General features: G+C 71.1%; 17 protein-coding genes. 8 read left to right on the top strand and 9 right to left on the bottom strand.

Features of this window, described 5'->3' with window-relative positions:
- Positions 1–16: 16 nt before the first annotated feature.
- The 6 genes from ACWFQ8_RS00275 to ACWFQ8_RS00250 all read right to left on the bottom strand — a co-directional run bounded on the left by ACWFQ8_RS00275 (position 17) and on the right by ACWFQ8_RS00250 (position 6,029).
- Positions 17–922: a hypothetical protein gene (locus ACWFQ8_RS00275; RefSeq protein ID WP_453783951.1), complete on the bottom strand. Its 906-nt coding sequence runs from the start codon at positions 920–922 to the stop codon at positions 17–19.
- Positions 923–1,001: 79 nt separating this feature from the next.
- Positions 1,002–2,093, bottom strand: coding sequence for an LOG family protein (locus tag ACWFQ8_RS00270; RefSeq protein ID WP_453783950.1), 1,092 nt, complete (start codon positions 2,091–2,093; stop codon positions 1,002–1,004).
- Positions 2,094–2,119: 26 nt separating this feature from the next.
- The gene (locus ACWFQ8_RS00265; protein WP_453783949.1) at positions 2,120–3,196 is read right to left on the bottom strand and encodes a hypothetical protein; all 1,077 of its coding nucleotides are present in this window, start codon (positions 3,194–3,196) and stop codon (positions 2,120–2,122) included.
- Positions 3,178–3,927 (bottom strand): ABC transporter ATP-binding protein, encoded by a 750-nt coding sequence (locus ACWFQ8_RS00260; protein WP_453783948.1) that lies wholly within the window; start codon positions 3,925–3,927, stop codon positions 3,178–3,180. The genes ACWFQ8_RS00265 and ACWFQ8_RS00260 overlap by 19 nt, the downstream gene beginning before the upstream one ends.
- 234 nt (positions 3,928–4,161) lie before the next feature.
- The gene (locus tag ACWFQ8_RS00255; protein WP_453783947.1) at positions 4,162–5,541 is read right to left on the bottom strand and encodes an aspartate aminotransferase family protein; all 1,380 of its coding nucleotides are present in this window, start codon (positions 5,539–5,541) and stop codon (positions 4,162–4,164) included.
- Positions 5,526–6,029 (bottom strand): Lrp/AsnC family transcriptional regulator, encoded by a 504-nt coding sequence (locus ACWFQ8_RS00250; protein ID WP_037686641.1) that lies wholly within the window; start codon positions 6,027–6,029, stop codon positions 5,526–5,528. Before ACWFQ8_RS00250 ends, ACWFQ8_RS00255 begins: the two co-directional genes overlap by 16 nt.
- Before the next feature lie 170 nt (positions 6,030–6,199).
- On the opposite strand from ACWFQ8_RS00250, the gene ACWFQ8_RS00245 reads away from it, so the two are divergent.
- Entirely contained in the window at positions 6,200–7,639 is a 1,440-nt protein-coding gene (locus ACWFQ8_RS00245) for a gamma-aminobutyraldehyde dehydrogenase (RefSeq protein WP_453783946.1), read from the top strand.
- 174 nt (positions 7,640–7,813) lie between these two features.
- Here the strand turns inward: ACWFQ8_RS00245 and ACWFQ8_RS00240 are convergent, their stop codons facing one another.
- Complete coding sequence (locus ACWFQ8_RS00240) at positions 7,814–8,518, bottom strand: glycerophosphodiester phosphodiesterase (RefSeq protein WP_453783945.1); 705 nt, start codon at positions 8,516–8,518, stop codon at positions 7,814–7,816.
- 36 nt (positions 8,519–8,554) lie between these two features.
- Complete coding sequence (locus tag ACWFQ8_RS00235) at positions 8,555–9,580, bottom strand: adenosine deaminase (protein ID WP_453783944.1); 1,026 nt, start codon at positions 9,578–9,580, stop codon at positions 8,555–8,557.
- Between the two features lie 109 nt (positions 9,581–9,689).
- On the opposite strand from ACWFQ8_RS00235, the gene ACWFQ8_RS00230 reads away from it, so the two are divergent.
- Positions 9,690–10,427, top strand: coding sequence for a DUF4190 domain-containing protein (locus tag ACWFQ8_RS00230; RefSeq protein WP_453783943.1), 738 nt, complete (start codon positions 9,690–9,692; stop codon positions 10,425–10,427).
- A gap of 127 nt (positions 10,428–10,554) precedes the next feature.
- On the opposite strand, the gene ACWFQ8_RS00225 is transcribed toward ACWFQ8_RS00230, so the two are convergent.
- Complete coding sequence (locus ACWFQ8_RS00225; protein WP_453783942.1) at positions 10,555–11,109, bottom strand: NADAR family protein; 555 nt, start codon at positions 11,107–11,109, stop codon at positions 10,555–10,557.
- Between the two features lie 193 nt (positions 11,110–11,302).
- On the opposite strand from ACWFQ8_RS00225, the gene ACWFQ8_RS00220 reads away from it, so the two are divergent.
- The 6 genes from ACWFQ8_RS00220 (at position 11,303) to ACWFQ8_RS00195 (ending at position 18,512) form a co-directional block, all read left to right on the top strand.
- Positions 11,303–12,817, top strand: coding sequence for a gamma-aminobutyraldehyde dehydrogenase (locus tag ACWFQ8_RS00220; RefSeq protein ID WP_453784273.1), 1,515 nt, complete (start codon positions 11,303–11,305; stop codon positions 12,815–12,817).
- A 50-nt stretch (positions 12,818–12,867) separates the two neighbouring features.
- Positions 12,868–14,118: a polyamine ABC transporter substrate-binding protein gene (locus tag ACWFQ8_RS00215; protein WP_453783941.1), complete on the top strand. Its 1,251-nt coding sequence runs from the start codon at positions 12,868–12,870 to the stop codon at positions 14,116–14,118.
- A 71-nt stretch (positions 14,119–14,189) separates the two neighbouring features.
- Entirely contained in the window at positions 14,190–15,338 is a 1,149-nt protein-coding gene (locus tag ACWFQ8_RS00210; protein WP_453783940.1) for an ABC transporter ATP-binding protein, read from the top strand.
- Positions 15,335–16,264 (top strand): ABC transporter permease, encoded by a 930-nt coding sequence (locus tag ACWFQ8_RS00205; protein WP_453783939.1) that lies wholly within the window; start codon positions 15,335–15,337, stop codon positions 16,262–16,264. Before ACWFQ8_RS00210 ends, ACWFQ8_RS00205 begins: the two co-directional genes overlap by 4 nt.
- Positions 16,264–17,070, top strand: a complete 807-nt coding sequence (locus ACWFQ8_RS00200) for an ABC transporter permease (RefSeq protein WP_453783938.1) — start codon at positions 16,264–16,266, stop codon at positions 17,068–17,070. The genes ACWFQ8_RS00205 and ACWFQ8_RS00200 overlap by 1 nt, the downstream gene beginning before the upstream one ends.
- Before the next feature lie 23 nt (positions 17,071–17,093).
- The gene (locus ACWFQ8_RS00195; RefSeq protein WP_453783937.1) at positions 17,094–18,512 is read left to right on the top strand and encodes an NAD(P)/FAD-dependent oxidoreductase; all 1,419 of its coding nucleotides are present in this window, start codon (positions 17,094–17,096) and stop codon (positions 18,510–18,512) included.
- Positions 18,513–18,648: the final 136 nt, after the last annotated feature.

The following is an 18,648-nucleotide window of genomic DNA, read 5'->3' as shown; positions in this document are numbered from 1 at the left end:
TCGCCGCACGGCCCGGCTAGCCGACGGGCGCCGGTTGCGGGACCGCGGGCTCCGGGTCGGCGGCCTCGTGCTTGCCGTACCAGGCGACGGCCACCGCGCCGGCGACGGCGAGGACGAAGCCGAGGACGGCCAGCCAGGCCAGGCCCGGCCGGGAGGCGTCACCGAGCCACAGGACACCGATGGCTCCGGGCAGGACCGTCTCACCCACGACCAGCGCGGCCGTGGCGCCGTTGACCGAACCGATCTGCAGGGCGACGGTGTGCAGGTACATGCCGCCGAAGCCGGCCACGAGGATCGCGTAGAGGGCCGGGTCCGTGAGCAGCGCGCCCAGGTCGAACGGGTCGACGCCGTTCAGGATCCGGACCCCGACGCCCAGCGCGCCGAAGCCTAGGCCCGACAGCAGGCCCGCGAGGATCGCGGCGCCGCCGCCGAGCAGGCGTACCGCCACCGTGCCGCCCGCCATCAGCAGCACGGTGATGCCCAGCAGCCACCAGTGGGTGGCCATCGGCGCGTGGTGCCCGCCCTCGTGGCCCGCGGCCGTCGCCAGCAGCACCAGCGCCGTGCAGACGACCCCGATTGAGGTCCACTCCTTGCGGGAGAGCCTGATGCCCAGCATCTTCACGCTCAGCACGGCCGTGATCACCAGGTTGGCGCTGATCACGGTCTGTGAGAGGAACAGCGGCAGCATCCGCGCGGCCAGCGCGCCCAGTCCGAATCCCACGAAGTCCAGGATCGTGCCGACGATGAACTCCCAGGTCATCGCCGCTTTCGCGGTGGACGACAGATTGGGGCCGCCGTGGGCCGTCACCCCGGCGGCGGGCGGGGACATCCGGGCGGCGCGGCGCGAGCCCACGGCTTGGAGCACGGAACCCGTGCCGTAGCAGATGGACGCCGCGACAGCGGTCAGCAGGCCTATGAGCACCAAGGGCTCCGTTCACGTCTGGCAGGTTTTGCGGTACCCCTGCCAGACGCGAGAACGGGCCGGGAAGTTGCCTCGGAACTCAGGCCATTGTCGCGAGGGCGCCGGGGACCTCGTCCACCGAGTCCACGAGCGCGATCCGGGACTCCATCGACCGGCCGCGCGCCAGGGCCCGCAGCAGCGGCCACGCGGGCAGGTACTCGGTCCAGTGGGTGTACCCGACCAGGACCATCGGCGCGGGCTCGCCCCGCGACTCGTAGTAGTTCGGGGTCGCGCTGTCGAAGATCTCCTGGAGGGTGCCCGCGGCGCCCGGCAGGAAGACCACGCCCGCCGTGGACCGGGCGAGCAGGCCGTCCTCGCGCGTGGCGTTCGCGAAGTACTTCGCGACGTGGCCGGCGAAGGCGTTCGGCGGCTCGTGCCCGTAGAACCAGGTGGGGATGCCCACCGAGTCTCCGCCGGCCGGCCAGCGCTCGCGGACGGCGAAGGCCGCGCGCGCCCAGTCGGAGACCGACGGCACGAAGGAGGGAGCCTTGGCCAGCATCTCCCATGCCTCCTCCAGGGCGTCGTCCGGAGCGGGGGCCAGGTAGGCGCCGAGGTTGGCCGCCTCCATCGCGCCCGGGCCGCCGCCGGTGGCGACCGTCAGACCGGACCGGGCCAGCGACCGGCCGAGCTCCGCCGCGCCCCGGTAGTCCGTACCGCCCCGGGACATGGCGTGGCCGCCCATGACCCCGACCACGCGGGCCCCGTCGAGGTGCTCGTCCAGGGCGTCGGAGACGGCGTCGTCGTGGAGGGAGCGGAGCATCGAGGAGAAGACGTCGCCGTCGGCCTTGGTCTCCTGGAACCAGGCGTAGGCCTGGGCGTCCGGGGTGGCCTCGTAACCGGAGGGCAGGCCGGCGTACAGCTCCTCCGGCGTGTACAGCAGGCCCCGGTACGGGTTGAAGGGCAGGTCCGGGACCGGCGGGAAGACCAGCGCGCCGTCCGCCCGGACCTTCACCGAGGCGTCGGGCTCCATCGGGCAGCCCAGGAACACGGCGGCCGAGGTGTCCGCGGACAGCAGCGCGAAGGTCCGCTCCAGCAGGTTGACCGACTGGATCCGGTAGCCGCTGAGCGATCCGCGGGCCGCGACCTGGTCGAATTCGGCGAGCGTCTCGATCTCGATGTCTGCGTTGACCATTCGGCCCACCCTAAGGGCTGCCCGAGTCAGCGGGTCAACGCCAGCGACGTCAGCTGCGCCACACCCCAGCTCAGCGGAAGGCACACCGCGGCCAGGGCGGCGGCCCGCACGCTCGCCGCCGTACGCAGGACCTTCGCCGGAGCGCCCAGGTCGAGCAGGGCCTCCCGACCGGAGCTCCGGTTCTGGCGGGTCTCGACCGCGGATGTGAGAAGGGTCGCGGCCGCGCAGAGGGCCACCAGCGCGGCGGCCGGCCCGGTCAGCGGGCCGAGAGGGACCAGCATCCCGCCCCGGTCGCGCAGCGCCAGCGCGGTGAGGGCGCCCGCGCCGACCGCGCACAGCACGCCGAGGGGAGGGCCGAGCCGGGACGCCTCCTCCTGGAGGGCCCGCCCGGCGAGCAGGCGGAGCGCACCCGGGCGGACGGCGAGGAGCAGGGTGCCGCAGGCGTGGGCCAGGCCGGGCCCGGCGAGGGCGAGGCCGAGCGCGGTGAGTGACCATCCGGCCAGCACACCGGCCCCGCCGGGGCCCGCGTACGCCTCGACGGCGATCCCGCAGGCGGTCAGCGTGATGCCCCAGGGCAGCACGGTCTGCGGAGCCGGCGGCCGGACGCGGGGGCGCAGCGCGAGGGCGGTGCCCGCCGAGGCGGCGAGCGGGACCAGGGCCAGCAGGGTGAGGGCCGCCGCGACCGGCAGCGGCTGCTCGGCATGGAGCAGGTGGGCCCCGGCTCCGTCGAACGGCAGACCGGCCAGGTCCCCCCGCAGGTGGAGGAAGGCGGCCAGGGCCACTGCGCTGCCCAGGGTGCAGGCCACGGCGGTGGAGACCGCCGCGGCCAGGAGCAGCCGTACGGGACCCAGCCCGACGGCGTCGAGCCCCTCCCTCGGCCGGGTGGCGGGGTCGGTACGGGCCACGGCGACGGCGAACTGGACGGTGGCGGCGAGCGGGATCAGGGCCCACAGCAGGCGAGGGAACGATCCGGCGGGCCGGTCCACGGCCCCGACGAGTACGTACAGCAGCAGGAAGCCGGTGCCGGCCGAGGCGGCGGCCACGAGCATCCGGCGCAGCTGGACCAGGGGCCGGGATCCCCGGGCTAGGCGGAGAGCGAGCACGCGGCTTGGCCCTCCTGGGTCTCGGCGTCGGCCGCGGCGGCGGCCGCGGCGGCGGTGCTCGCCAGCCGTCCGTCCAGCAGGGAGACCCGGCGGTCGGCGACGGCCGCGGCCTCCTCGTCGTGGGTGGCGAGGAGCACGGTGATCTCGTGCGAGCGGGCCGCGGTGGTCAGCGTACGGAGCAGCAGCGCGCGCTCGGCCCGGTGCAGCGGCGCCGTGGGGTCGTCCGCGAAGATCACGGCGGGCTCGTTGACCAGGGCCCGGGCCAGGGCGACGCGCTGGGACTCGGCCCGGGTCAGCGCCCCGGGGCGTTTGCGTGCGAAGGCGCCGATGTCGAGGCGGTCCAGCCATGCGCAGGCGGCGCTGCGGGCGCGGCGGTGCGGGGCGCCGGCGATCAGCAGCGGCAGGGCGGCGTTCTCCCAGACCTTGAGCTCGGGGAGCAGCTGCGGCTCGGGGCCGATCCAGCCGAACCGGTCGCGCCGCAGGCGTTCGCGGGCGAGGTCGCCCATGGTGTGCACGGGGACGCTGTTGAACCAGACCTCGCCCTGCTCGGGCGGCAGCTGCCCGGACAGGCAGCGCAGCAGGGTGGTCTTGCCGCTGCCGCGGGGGCCGGTCAGCGCCAGGATCTCGCCCTGGCGGACTCCGACGGAGACGCCGATGAGACCGGGCGAGCCGCTGTGGGAGTAGTGCAGGGAGCGTGCCCAGAGCACATCGTTGTCCGGTGGGGACACCATGGCGTACACCTCTTCGGTTCGACTGCGGATCGGGGCTGGACCAGCCCGGCTTCCCCGTCCGGGGGAACGAAGGCGGAGCCCGATCGGTCACTGGCGTCGTAGAGAGATGTAAAGAGATGAACGTCTTGTCTGCCGACAGCACACGGCCCGGACCCCCGCGTTCTCACTCGAACGGAGGATCCGGGCCGGTGGCCGGAGGGTGGGGGCCCCGCCGGGGGCGGGACTACACCCCGGTTACAGCTTGGTCCACGCCTCGGTGAGCACGGAGCGCAGGATTCCCTCGATCTCGTCGAAGGTGCCCTGGTCCGCGATCAGCGGCGGCGCGAGCTGGATGACCGGGTCGCCGCGGTCGTCGGCCCGGCAGTACAGGCCGTTCTCGAAGAGCGCCTTGGAGAGGAAGCCGTAGAGCACGCGCTCCGTCTCCTCGTCCGTGAAGGACTCCTTGGTGGCCTTGTCCTTGACGAGCTCGATGCCGTAGAAGTAGCCGTTGCCGCGGACGTCGCCGACGATCGGCAGGTCGTGCAGCTTCTTCAGCGTCGAGAAGAAGGCGTCCTCGTTGTCCAGCACGTGCTGGTTGAGGCCTTCCTTGTCGAAGATGTCGAGGTTGGCCAGCGCGACCGCCGAGGAGACCGGGTGGCCGCCGAAGGTGTAGCCGTGCAGGAAGGTGTTGTCGCCCTTGTAGAAGGGCTCCGCGAGGCGGTCGGAGATGATGCAGGCGCCGATCGGGGAGTAGCCCGAGGTCATGCCCTTGGCGCAGGTGATCATGTCCGGCACGTAGTCGAACTTGTCACAGGCGAACATGGTGCCCAGACGGCCGAAGGCGCAGATCGTCTCGTCGGAGACCAGCAGGACGTCGTACTCGTCGCAGATCTCGCGGACCCGCTGGAAGTACCCGGGCGGCGGCGGGAAGCAGCCGCCGGCGTTCTGCACCGGCTCCAGGAAGACGGCGGCGACGGTGTCGGCGCCCTCGAAGAGGATCTCCTGCTCGATCTGGTCGGCGCACCAGCGGCCGTAGGCCTCGGGGTCGTCGCCGTAGATCGGGGCGCGGTAGATGTTGGTGTTCACCACCTTGTGCGCGCCGGGGACCAGCGGCTCGAAGGGGGCCTTCAGGGCCGGCAGGCCGGTGATGGACAGGGCGCCCTGCGGGGTGCCGTGGTAGGCGACCGCACGCGAGATGACCTTGTACTTGGTGGGCTTGCCCTGGAGCTTGAAGTACTGCTTGGCGAGCTTCCACGCGGTCTCGACGGCCTCGCCGCCGCCCGTGGTGAAGAAGACCTTGTTCAGGTCGCCCGGGGCGTAGTGCGCGAGGCGCTCGGCGAGCTCGACGGCCTTGGGGTGCGCGTACGACCAGATGGGGAAGAACGCGAGTTCCTGCGCCTGCTTGTACGCGACCTCGGCCAGTTCCTTGCGGCCGTGACCGGCGTTGACCACGAAGAGTCCGGCAAGACCGTCGAGGTAGCGCTTGCCCTTGTCGTCCCAGATGTAGGTGCCCTCGCCCCGGACGATGGTGGGGACGGGGGAGTTCTCGTAGGACGACATGCGGGTGAAGTGCATCCACAAGTGGTCGTACGCGGTCTTGGAGAGGTCCTGGCTCACGGTTATCGGGTTCCCCACATGTAGGTCTGCTTCTTCAGCTTCAAGTAAACGAAGCTTTCGGTTGATCGCACGCCGGGGAGCGTGCGGATCTTCTTGTTGATCGTTTCGAGCAGGTGGTCGTCGTCCTCGCAGACGATCTCCACCATCAGGTCGAACGAGCCCGCGGTCATCACCACGTACTCGCACTCGGCCATGGCGGTCAGGGCGTCGGCCACGGGGTCGAGGTCTCCCTCGACGTTGATGCCGACCATGGCCTGACGCCGCAGGCCCACGGTGAGCGGGTCGGTGACGGCGACGATCTGCATGACGCCCTGGTCGAGCAGCTTCTGCACGCGCTGGCGGACGGCCGCCTCGGACAGGCCGACGGCCTTGCCGATCGACGCGTAGGGACGGCGGCCGTCCTCCTGCAGTTGCTCGATGATCGCCAGGGACACAGCATCGACCGAAGGGGACGGTTGTCTGTTCCTGGAATCTGCGCTTCGACTGACCACGACCTCACTCTGCACGAGGAGTCGTCTGTTCCGCAAGACGGAATCGATGAAATCCGTTGTTTGGCGAGCTGGATCTCACGGATTTCGTAGTTGGTGATGTCCGGGTCTGTCGAAAGCCTCCGCCGAGGAGCTAGGCTGGGGGAATCGTCTCAATCGTTGGACATGTGATCAGGAGTGTGGCTGTAGTGACCACCGAACTGCGTCGTCTGCGCAACTACATCGGCGGGGAGTTCAAGGACGCCGCCGACGGGCGGACCACCGAGGTGGTCAACCCGGCCACCGGCGAGGCCTACGCGACCGCGCCGCTCTCGGGCCAGGCAGATGTCGACGCCGCGATGGCCGCCGCGGCCGCGGCTTTCCCGGGCTGGCGCGACACCACCCCGTCGGAGCGCCAGAAGGCGCTCCTGAAGATCGCGGACGCCTTCGAGGCGCGCGCCGACGAGCTCGTCGCCGCCGAGTCCGAGAACACCGGCAAGCCGCTGGGCCTCACGGCCAGCGAGGAGCTTCCGCCGATGGTGGACCAGATCCGCTTCTTCGCGGGCGCCGCCCGACTGCTGGAGGGCCGTTCGGCCGGCGAGTACATGGAGGGGATGACCTCGATCATCCGCCGTGAGCCGGTCGGCGTCTGCGCCCAGGTCGCGCCGTGGAACTACCCGATGATGATGGCCGTGTGGAAGTTCGCCCCGGCCATCGCCGCGGGCAACACGGTGGTGCTCAAGCCGTCGGACACCACCCCGGCCTCCACCGTCCTGATGGCGGAGATCATCGACTCGGTCCTGCCCAAGGGCGTCTTCAACGTCATCTGCGGTGACCGCGAGACCGGCAAGGCCATGGTCGAGCACTCCACTCCGGCGATGGCCTCCATCACCGGCTCGGTGCGCGCCGGCATGCAGGTCGCCGAGAGCGCCTCGAAGGACGTCAAGCGCGTTCACCTGGAGCTCGGCGGCAAGGCCCCGGTCGTCGTCTTCGAGGACGCCGACATCGCCAAGGCGGTCGAGGACATCGCGGTCGCGGGCTACTTCAACGCCGGCCAGGACTGTACGGCCGCCACCCGCGTCATCGTGCACCAGTCGATCCACGACGAGTTCGTGACCGCGCTCGCCAAGGCCGCGGCCGACACCAAGACCGGCCTGCCGGACGACGAGGACGTGCTCTACGGCCCGCTGAACAACCCGAACCAGCTCAAGCAGGTCGCGGGCTTCATCGAGCGCCTCCCCGCCCACGCCAAGGTCGAGGCGGGCGGCCACCAGGTCGGCGAGAAGGGCTTCTTCTACGCCCCGACCGTGGTCTCGGGCCTCAAGCAGGACGACGAGATCATCCAGAACGAGGTCTTCGGCCCCGTCATCACCGTCCAGTCCTTCGCCGACGAGGCCCAGGCCCTGGAGTACGCGAACGGCGTCGAGTTCGCGCTCGCCTCCTCCGTGTGGACCAAGGACCACGGCCGCGCGATGCGGATGTCCAAGAACCTCGACTTCGGCTGTGTGTGGATCAACACCCACATCCCGCTCGTCGCCGAGATGCCGCACGGCGGCTTCAAGAAGTCCGGCTACGGCAAGGACCTCTCCGCCTACGGCTTCGAGGACTACACGCGCATCAAGCACGTGATGACCTCGCTCGACGGCTGATCGCCGGCCGGCGTCAGCAGCTGATCAGCCCGTAGCCGGTCGCTGCGGCCGGAGCACAGCGCCTCGGGGGCGGACAGTGGACAGCACGTCCATGGTCCGCCCCTTCGCCGTCGCCCGGGCGGTGCGCATGCCCGAACCCGCCTGCCGGGACATCTCCTCGGGCGAGTGCGGGTCTCACCGCGACGCGGCCGGCACGCCGGCGCGGGACCGTACGTCGTCCAGCACGTCCACCCGGTTCGTGGTGACGGAGTCGACCCCGGCGCCGACGAGCGCGCGCATCGTCCTCCTGGTGTCCGCGGTCCAGGCCGAGACCAGCAGCCCGTCCCGGTGCAGCGCGGTCACCAGTTCCGGGCCGACCAGCCCGAAGCGGTAGTTGAGCCAGCGCGGCGCCACGGCGTCGATCAGCACCCGGCGCGGGGGCGACAGCGTGGTCCAGGTCAGCGCGATCTCCGCCCCCGGATCGGCGGCGCGGACCGCCAGCATGCTGTCCGGGCCGGCGCAGTAGTACGTACGGTCGCGCGCCCCGCACTCCCGCACCTGGCCCACCACCGTCCGTACCGACTCGGCGGTGGCGCCGGGCAGGTCGAGCATCACCCGGCCCGCCCCGGCCGCCATCAGGGCCTCGCGCAGGGTCGGGATCCCGCCCTGCGTCAACTCCTTGAGCTGCGCGGCCGTGACGGCGTCGAGACGCACGTCGTGCCTCCACAGCCGCTGGAGCGTCTCGTCGTGGAGCAGGACCGGCACCCCGTCACGGGTCAGCCGTACGTCGATCTCGACCGCGTCCGCCCCGCGGGCGAAGGCGGAACGGATCGAGGCCAGGGTGTTCTCTCGGACACGGTAGGGATCGCCGCGGTGGCCGACGGCAGTCAGGGTGCGCATGGGCCCATTCTCGGGGGCTGCGCGATCAAAGCGGCGTCAGCGCGCGAGCCACGCCTCGGTGTACGCGTCGATCTCCTCGGCGAGCCGAGCCTTGCCGGCCGGGTCGAGGAAGGAGGCCTCCACGGCGTTCTTGGCGAGCTGGGCGAGTCCGCGCTCGTCGAGCTCCAGGAGGCGGGCGGCCACCGCGTACTCGTTGTTGAGGTCGGAGCCGAACATCGGCGGGTCGTCGCTGTTGATGGTGACGAGCACGCCGGCCGCGACCATCTCCTTGACCGGGTGCAGGTCGAGGTCGGTCACCGCGCGGGTGGCGATGTTGGAGGTCGGGCACACCTCCAGCGCGATGCGGTGCTCGGCGAGGTACGCGAGGAGCTCCGGGTCCCGCGTGGCGCTGGTGCCGTGGCCGATGCGCACGGCGCCCAACTCGCGGACGGCGTCCCAGATCGTCTCCGGGCCGGTGGTCTCGCCGGCGTGCGGCACGCTGTGCAGGCCCGCGGCCCGGGCCCGGTCGAAGTAGGGCTTGAACTGCGGGCGCGGCACGCCGATCTCGGGGCCGCCGAGGCCGAAGGAGACCAGGCCCTCGGGGCGCAGGTCGACGGCGAGGCGGGCGGTCTCGGCCGCGGCCTCGTGGCCCGCCTCGCCGGGGATGTCGAAGCACCAGCGCAGGACGACGCCGAGTTCCGTCTCGGCCGCCTTGCGGGCGTCCTCGATGGCCTCCATGAAGGCCTTCTCGTCGATGCCGCGGCGGGTGGAGGAGTACGGCGTGATGGTCAGCTCGGCGTAGCGGATGTTCTGCCGGGCCATGTCGCGGGCGATGTCGTAGGTGAGGTCGCGCACGTCGTCCGGGGTGCGGACCAGGTCGACGACCGACAGGTACACGTCGATGAAGTGCGCGAAGTCGGTGAAGGTGAAGTAGTCGGCGAGCGCCTCGGGGTCGGTCGGGACCTTCGAGTCGGGGTGCCGGGAGGCGAGCTCGGCCACGATGCGCGGAGACGCCGATCCCACGTGGTGGACGTGCAGTTCGGCCTTGGGCAGGCCCGCGATGAAGGGGTGCAGGTCGGTCATGAAGGTGCCTCCGGGTGGACGCGGGTGCGGGTGATTCGGCTTCATCGTAGGCAGCCCGGTGACTGTCAGTGGCAGCGCATAGCATGGCTGTACGAGAGGGGGGCGCCGTATGACCGGGAAGAGCTCCGAGCCGCTGGACCCGTGGGCACCGCCGCCCGGGCCGGCGGGGGATCCGCGCGACCAGCAGGGGGTGCCGGGCCCGCCGTCCGAGCAGGGCGGCCCGACGGCCGCGGCGGTGCCGGGCGGCGCGACACCACCGACCGCGCCGGCGCCGTCGTACGCGCCCGCCGCCCCGCCCGCGCCCGGTACCCACGCGCCGGTGTACGGATACCCGGCCCCGCACAGCCCCGGCGGTTACGGGTACCCCGGCCCGCCCCCCGCCCAGCCGGGCTACGGGTACGCCGGTGACACGGGGTACCCGGGCGACGCCGGGTACGCCGGTCCGGGCCACGCCGGGTACCTCGGTGCGCCCGCGTACCCGCACCACCCCACCCACGCCGGTTACCGGGCCTACGGCGCGCCCCGGCGGAACGGCCACGGCACCGCCGCCCTCGTCCTCGGCGTCGTCGCCCTCGTCGCCGTGATGGGATGCGTCACCGGCTTCCTCGGGGTACCGCTCGGCATCGCCGCGATCGTCTTCGGTGTGCTGGGCAGGGGCCGGGCGGCCCGCGGCGAGGCGGACAACGGCTCCATGGCGCTGGCCGGCATCATCACGGGGGCCGTGGGCATCGCGCTGGGCGCCGTGATGACGGTCGCCGTGTTCGCCGGCTTCATGTTCGACGGATCCGGGTCGGACCCCGACTACGACAGCCCGTACTCGGACACGCCGGTCAGCGAGAAGATCTGACGGCCCGTACAGTCCGCCGCCCGCGGACCGGAGCCCCGGGGCGACGACGGCGACCGACTGCCCCGGCGCCCTCCCCGCGGCAGCCGTCCGCGCCGACGTACCGGGCGGCGGCCGCCGCCCGGCTCCGTCATACCGCGCCGGTCCGCAGCTGCTCCCGCGCCCGCATCAGGGCGAAGCCCAGCAGGTTCAGCCCGCGCCACCGGGCCGGGTCCAGCGCGCGCTCGTCGTCCGCCGCCAGTCCGATGCCCCAGACGCGGTCCATCGGGCTCGCCTCCACCAGCACGCGGTTCCCCGTGGACAGCAGGTACGAGCGCAGCGACGGGTCGGAGGAGAACTTGTGCACGCTGCCCGCCACCACGAGGTCGAACCGCTCGCGCTTCCACACGGCGTCGTCGAAGCCGCGCACCAGCCGCCCGGCCTTCTTCGCCTCCGCCGGGCTCTCGGCCTCCAGGGCGGCGCGCTCCGCCTGCGGGTCCCCGAACAGCCGGGCCTTCCCGGCCATCATCCAGTGCTCCGCGGTCGCGTAGCGGACGTCACCCACAGTGAAAGCGGACGGCCACCACTGGCTCAGACAGCTCGGTCCGAGCGAGCCGTCCGCCCGCGGCCGGTGTCCCCAGAAGGGCAGGAACTTCACCCGTTCACCCCGGCTGACCTGCTTGATCAGGTCCTCGATCATCTCCATGCACGCGAGTGTGGCAGTCGCCACTGACACTTCGTACGGGATTTCCGGTGTGCCTCGACACATGGTCGACCGATTCCGTCGCGTAATCAAAAGGCAACAACGGAATCACTTGGCCGAGGGCATCCCCTCTGTCAGGATCGGCACTCAATTCGGCTGTAGTCCGAACTGTAGCTACGGAGAGCGTGAGAGCGTGATGGGCAACCGCTTCCAGGTCAAGGACCGCTTCGCAGAAGGCGCGCAGTACATCGAGGGGCGACTGAGGCCCGGCACCTCCGGACAGTCACACACCGTGGTCGACCCGGCCACCGGTGACGAGGTCCTCACCTACGAACTGGCGAGCACGGCGGACGTGGACGAGGCCGTCGCCGCCGCCAAGAGAGCTTTCCCGGCCTGGTCCGGCGCCACCCCCGGGGAGCGCTCGGACGCCCTGCACCGGCTGGCCGCCGTACTGGCCGAGGAGGCGGAGGACTTCGCGTACGCCGAGTCCCTCCAGTGCGGCAAACCGATCAAGCTGTCCACGGAGTTCGACGTACCGGGGACCATCGACAACACCGCCTTCTTCGCGGGTGCCGCGCGGCACCTCCAGGGGCAGGCCGCCGCCGAGTACTCCGGCGACCACACCTCCTACGTACGCCGTGAGGCCATCGGGGTCGTCGGCTCCATCGCGCCCTGGAACTATCCGCTCCAGATGGCGGCCTGGAAGATCCTCCCGGCCGTCGCGGCAGGCAACACGATCGTGCTCAAGCCCGCCGAGCTCACCCCGCTGACCTCGCTGATGTTCGCTCAGGCCGCGCGGCGGGCGGGCCTGCCCGACGGCGTGATCAACATCGTCACCGGCGCCGGCCGCGAGGCGGGGGAGCACCTGGTCGGCCACCCCGACGTGGTCATGACCTCCTTCACCGGCTCCACCGCCGTCGGCAAGCGCGTCGCCGAGATCGCCACCGCCACCGTCAAGCGCCTCCACCTGGAACTCGGCGGCAAGGCCCCCTTCCTGGTCTTCGACGACGCCGACCTGGAGGCGGCCGCGCACGGCGCCGTCGCCGCCTCCCTCATCAACACTGGTCAGGACTGCACCGCCGCCACCCGCGCGTACGTCCAGCGGCCCCTGCACGACGCGTTCGTCGCCCGGGTCGCGGAGCTGATGGAGACGGTCCGCCTGGGTGACCCCTTCGCGGCCACCACCGACCTCGGCCCGCTGGTCTCCCACGCCCACCGCGACCGGGTCGCCGGCTTCGTCGAGCGCGCCCGCGCCTACGCCACCGTCGTCACCGGCGGCGAGATCCCCGCCGGCGAGCTGGCGGACGGCGCGTACTACCGGCCCACCCTCATCGCCGGCGCCGACCAGGACAGCGAGGTCGTCCAGTCCGAGATCTTCGGCCCGGTCCTCGTCGTCCTGCCCTTCGACACCGACGACGAGGGCATCGCGTTGGCCAACGACACCCCGTACGGCCTCGCGGCCTCGGCCTGGAGCCGCGACCTCTACCGCGCGAACCGCGCCACCCGCGAGATCAAGGCTGGTTGCGTATGGGTCAACGACCACATCCCGATCATCAGCGAGATGCCGCACGGCGGCTACAAGGCGAGCGGCTACGGGAAGGACATGAGCTCGTACTCCTTCGAGGAGTACACGCAGGTCAAGCATGTGATGTACGACAACACGGCGGTGGCCGCGAAGGACTGGCACCGCACGATCTTCGGGGACCGCTAACCACGTATCCGCTCGACCGGCGGACGTAACATCCCGAAAGGGCAACGCGCATGGAGCAGTTCGAGCCCGACCGCCTCTCGGCGGCGCAACTCGCCGCGATGCGGCGCAGCCTCACCAGCGGACGCGGGTCCCTGACCCGACGCTCGCTGCTGCGCGCCTCCGGAGTCGGAGCGCTCACCCTCGGAGGCCTGTCCGCCCTCGCCGGGTGCGGCATCCCGCCCGCCCAGCGTACGGGCGACTCCGCGGTGGCCTCCGACGACCACTCGGACCGGGAGAAGGAGATCAACTTCTCCAACTGGACCGAGTACATGGACGTCGGCGAGGACGAGAAGTCCCGCCCCACGTTGGAGGAGTTCACCAAGAGGACCGGGATCGAGGTCAAGTACACCGAGGACATCAACGACAACGTCGAGTTCTTCGGCAAGATCCGGCCGCAGCTCGCGGCCGGCCAGGACACCGGCCGCGACCTCCTCGTCGTCACCGACTGGCTCGCCGCCCGCATCATCCGCCTCGGGTGGGCGCAGAAACTGGACCCGGCCCACCTCCCGCACGCCTTCGCGAACCTGTCCCCGCAGTTCCGCAGCCCCGACTGGGACCCGGGCCGCGCGTACAGCTATCCCTGGACCGGCATCTCCACCGTCATCGCCTACAACTCCAAGGCCACCGAAGGCCGGACCGTCGACTCCGTCACGCAGCTGCTCGACGACCCCACCCTCAAGGGGCGGGTCGGCTTCCTCACCGAGATGCGCGACAGCGTCGGCATGACCCTGCTCGACCAGGGCAAGGACCCGGCGAACTTCACCACGGCCGACTACGACGAGGCGATCGGCCGGCTCCAGAAGGGCGTGGACAAGAACCAGATCCGCCGCTTCACGGGCAACGACTACACGGCGGACCTCGACAAGGGCGACCTCGCCGCCTGCCTCGCCTGGGCGGGCGACGTCATCCAGCTCCAGGCCGGCAACCCGGACATCAAGTACGCGATACCGGCCGCCGGCTACATCACCTCCAGCGACAACCTGCTGGTCCCCGCCAAGGCCCGGCACAAGGCCAACGCGGAACGGCTCGTCGACTACTACTACGAGCTCCCGGTCGCCGCCCAGCTGGCCGCGTTCATCAGCTACGTCTGCCCGGTCGAAGGCGTCAAGGACGAGCTGGCGAAGATCGACCCCGAGCTCGCCGAGAACACCCTGATCGTTCCGGACCGGGCGATGACGGCCAAGTCCCACGCCTTCCGCTCCCTCACCGGCGAGGAAGAGACGGCGTACGAGGAGAAGTTCGCCAAGCTCATCGGCGCCTAGCTCCCGGCCCGGCCGCGTTCCGGGCCGCCGAGTCCCCCGACATCTTCCCCACCCAACCCCGGGACCCACCCATGACTGACAAGAACGCGGGCGGCGACGTCCGACTCGCCGGGATCAGCAAGCACTACGGCACCTTCACCGCCGTGCACCCGCTGGATCTCACCATCCCCCAGGGCTCCTTCTTCGCCCTGCTCGGTGCCTCGGGCTGCGGGAAGACCACCACCCTGCGCATGATCGCCGGCCTGGAGGAGCCGTCCACCGGCACCGTCCGCCTCGGCGACCGCGAGGTCACCCACCTGCCGCCGTACAAACGCCCCGTCAACACGGTCTTCCAGAGCTACGCGCTGTTCCCGCACCTCGACATCTACGAGAACGTCGCCTTCGGCCTGCGCCGCCGCGGCATCAAGTCGGTCAAGAAGCAGGTCGACGACATGCTGGAGCTGGTCCAGCTCGGCCAGTTCGCCCAGCGCAAGCCGCACCAGCTCTCCGGCGGCCAGCAGCAGCGCGTCGCCGTCGCCCGCGCCCTGATCAACCACCCCCAGGTGCTCCTGCTCGACGAGCCGCTGGGCGCCCTCGACCTCAAACTGCGCCGCCAGATGCAGCTGGAGCTCAAGCGGATCCAGACCGAGGTCGGCATCACCTTCGTGCACGTCACGCACGACCAGGAGGAGGCCATGACGATGGCCGACACGGTCGCCGTCATGAACGGAGGGCGCGTCGAGCAGCTGGGCGCCCCCGCCGAGCTGTACGAGAACCCGGGCACCACCTTCGTGGCGAACTTCCTCGGCACCTCGAACCTCATCGAGGCCTCCGTGGAAACCGCCGGCTCCGAGGTCGTGGTCTCCGCCTCCGGTACGAAGCTCCGGCTGCCGGCGGCCCGCTGCGCCACCACCCCCCGCGCCGGCGGGAAGCTGCTGGTCGGAGTGCGCCCGGAGAAGATATCGCTGGTGCACGCCGACGAGGCGCACACCGTCGCGGCGGGCCGGAACAGGGTCTCCGGCCGGATCGGCCACTCCGCCTTCATCGGCGTCTCCACCCAGTTCGTGATCGACAGCGAGGTCTCTCCCGAGCTGGAGGTCTACGCCCAGAACATCGAGCGGGACGCCCGCCTGGTCCCGGGCGCCGAGGTGGTCCTGCACTGGAACCCGGAGCACTCCTTCGGCCTGGACGCCGCTCAGGACATCGACGCCGGCATCGAGACCGGGGAGGAGGCCGCGTGACCGTCACCGCGGCGCCGCCCCAGGCGCCCGCCCCCGCCGAGCCGCCGGTGCACAGGCCGTCCCGGCGCAAGCGGCTGGTCCCGTACTGGCTGCTGCTCCCCGGAATCCTGTGGCTGCTGGTCTTCTTCGTGCTGCCGATGGTCTACCAGGCCTCCACCTCGGTGCAGACCGGCTCCCTCGAAGAGGGCTTCCAGGTCACCTGGCACTTCCGGACCTACTGGGACGCCTTCACCGAGTACTACCCGCAGTTCCTGCGCTCCCTGCTGTACGCCGGCACCGCCACCGCGCTGTGCCTGCTGCTCGGCTACCCGCTGGCCTACCTGATCGCCTTCAAGGCCGGCCGCTGGCGCAACCTGCTGCTGGTGCTGGTCATCGCCCCGTTCTTCACCAGCTTCCTGATCCGCACCCTGGCCTGGAAGACGATCCTCGCGGACGGGGGCCCCGTCGTCGGCTTCCTGAACGGCATCGGCTTCCTGGACGTCACCAGCTGGCTCGGCATGACCCAGGGCGACCGGGTGCTGGCCACGCCGCTCGCGGTGGTCTGCGGCCTGACCTACAACTTCCTCCCCTTCATGATCCTGCCGCTGTACTCCTCCCTGGAGCGCATCGACACCCGCCTCCACGAGGCGGCCGGGGACCTGTACGCCCGCCCCGCCACGGTCTTCCGGAAGGTCACCTTCCCGCTCTCCATGCCGGGCGTGGTCTCCGGGACCCTGCTCACCTTCATTCCGGCCAGCGGCGACTACGTGAACGCCGAGCTCCTCGGCTCCACGGACACCCGGATGATCGGCAACGTCATCCAGTCGCAGTACCTGCGGATCCTCGACTACCCGACGGCTGCCGCGCTGTCCTTCATCCTCATGGCCATCGTGTTGATCATGGTCACCATCTACATCCGCCGAGCGGGAACGGAGGACCTGGTCTGATGCGCACCCCCATCGCCTGGCTCCGGCGCAATCTCGTGGTCGTCGCGGGCCTCGGCACGCTCGCCTACCTGATCCTGCCGAACCTCGTCGTCACCGTCTTCTCCTTCAACAACCCCACCGGGCGGTTCAACTACGCCTGGCAGGAGTTCTCGCTCGACGCGTGGAAGGACCCCTGCGGGGTCGCCGACCTGTGCGGCTCCCTCTCGCTGTCGCTCCAGATCGCCCTGTGGTCCACCCTCGCGGCCACCGCCCTGGGCACGGCGATCGCCTTCGCGCTCGTCCGCTACCGCTTCCGGGCGCGGGGCGCGGTCAATTCGCTGATCTTCATGCCCATGGCCATGCCCGAGATCGTCATGGCCGCCTCGCTGCTCGCCCTCTTCCTGAACATGGGCATCGAGCTGGGCTTCTGGACGATCCTGATCGCCCACATCATGTTCTGCCTCAGCTTCGTCGTCGCCGCCGTCAAGGCGCGGGTCATGTCCATGGACCCGCGGCTGGAGGAGGCCGCCCGCGACCTCTACGCGGGGCCGGTGCAGACCTTCGTACGGGTCACGCTGCCGATCGCGGCGCCGGGTATCGCGGCGGGTGCGCTGCTGTCCTTCGCGCTCTCCTTCGACGACTTCATCATCACCAACTTCAACTCGGGCAACACCGTCACCTTCCCCATGTTCGTGTGGGGGTCGGCGCAGCGCGGTACGCCTGTACAGATCAACGTCATCGGCACGGCGATGTTCGTCATCGCGGTGCTGGTGGTCCTGGCCGGCCAGACGGTCGGCAACCGCCGCAAGAAGGCACAACCGAAGTAGACCCCTGTAGGGAGTTGGAAGCCATGGCCCCAGTCGCCATGCGTAGTGTTGCGAAATCCCTTTCCGAAGCGAAGCCGGTCTCGTACTGGCTGGACGACCCCGGCAAGCCCGCCGCGGAGCCCGCGCTCACCACCGACGAGCGGTGCGACCTGCTGGTCGTCGGCGGCGGCTACAGCGGACTGTGGACCGCGCTCCTCGCCAAGGAGCGCGACCCCGGCCGGGACGTCGTACTGATCGAGAGCAAGGAGGCGGGCTGGGCCGCCTCCGGCCGCAACGGCGGATTCTGCGCCGCCTCCCTCACCCACGGCCTCGCCAACGGCATGTCCCGCTGGCCGGACGAGCTCGCCCGGCTGGAGGAGCTGGGCGCCCGCAACCTCGACGCCATCGAGGAAGCGGTCGCCCGCTACGGCATCGACTGCGACTTCGAGCGCACCGGCGAGATCGACGTCGCCACCGAACCCCACCAGGTGGAGGAACTGCGCGAACTCCACGAGGCGGCCCTGCGCCTCGGCCTCGCCGGCGGCTCCGAGTGGCTGGAGGGCGACGCGCTGCGCGCCGAGGTCGACTCCCCGACCTTCCTCGCGGGCCTGTGGGACCGCGACGGCGTCGCCATGCTCAACCCGGCGAAGCTGGCCTGGGGCCTCAAGCGGGCGTGCGGGGAGCTCGGCGTGCGGATCTACGAGAACACCCGCGGCCTGAGGATGGCCCCGGCCGGCGCCGGGATGACCGTCGAGACCCCCTACGGCACGATCCTCGCCCGCCGGGTGGCCCTGGGCACCAACATCTTCCCGTCGCTCGTCCGGCGCATCCGCCCGTTCACCGTGCCGGTCTACGACTACGCGCTGATGACCGAACCGCTGGACGAGGCGCAGCTCGCCGCCATCGGCTGGAAGAACCGGCAGGGACTGGGCGACAGCGCCAACCAGTTCCACTACTTCCGGATCACCAAGGACCACCGCATCCTGTGGGGCGGCTACGACGCGATCTACCCCTACCGGGGGAAGCTCGACTCCGAGTACGACCACCGCCCCGAGACCTACCTCAAGCTCGCCGAGCACTTCTTCACGGCGTTCCCGCAGCTGGAGGGGGTGCGTTTCAGCCACGCCTGGGGCGGGGCCATCGACACCTGCTCGCGCTTCTCGGCCTTCTTCGGCACCGCGCACTCGGGCCGGGTCGCCTATGCGGCCGGCTACACCGGGCTCGGGGTGGGAGCCACCCGGTTCGGCGCGGACGTGATGCTCGACCTGCTCGACGGGGTGCCCACCGAGCGCACCCGGCTGGCGATGGTGAAGTCCAAGCCGCTGCCCTTCCCGCCCGAACCCTTCGCCTGGACGGGCATCACCCTCACCAAGTGGTCCCTGGCCCGCGCCGACCGGCGCGGCGGACACCGGAACCTGTGGCTGCGGACCCTGGACCGGCTGGGCCTCGGCTTCGACAGCTGAGCGCGGTCCGCGCGCCGCGTCGAGCCCGCCCCGTGGTCCCGTACCCGGGCCGGGCGACCGGCGGGGTGCGCCGGCTGATGCTCCCGGACGGCCGGGGCGCCCTGACCGGCCCGGCCGTGCCGGAGCTCGCCAGGCA

This window comes from Streptomyces sp. NPDC055254 (assembly GCF_053606025.1).
This window is presented reverse-complemented; position numbering and strand designations above follow the sequence as displayed.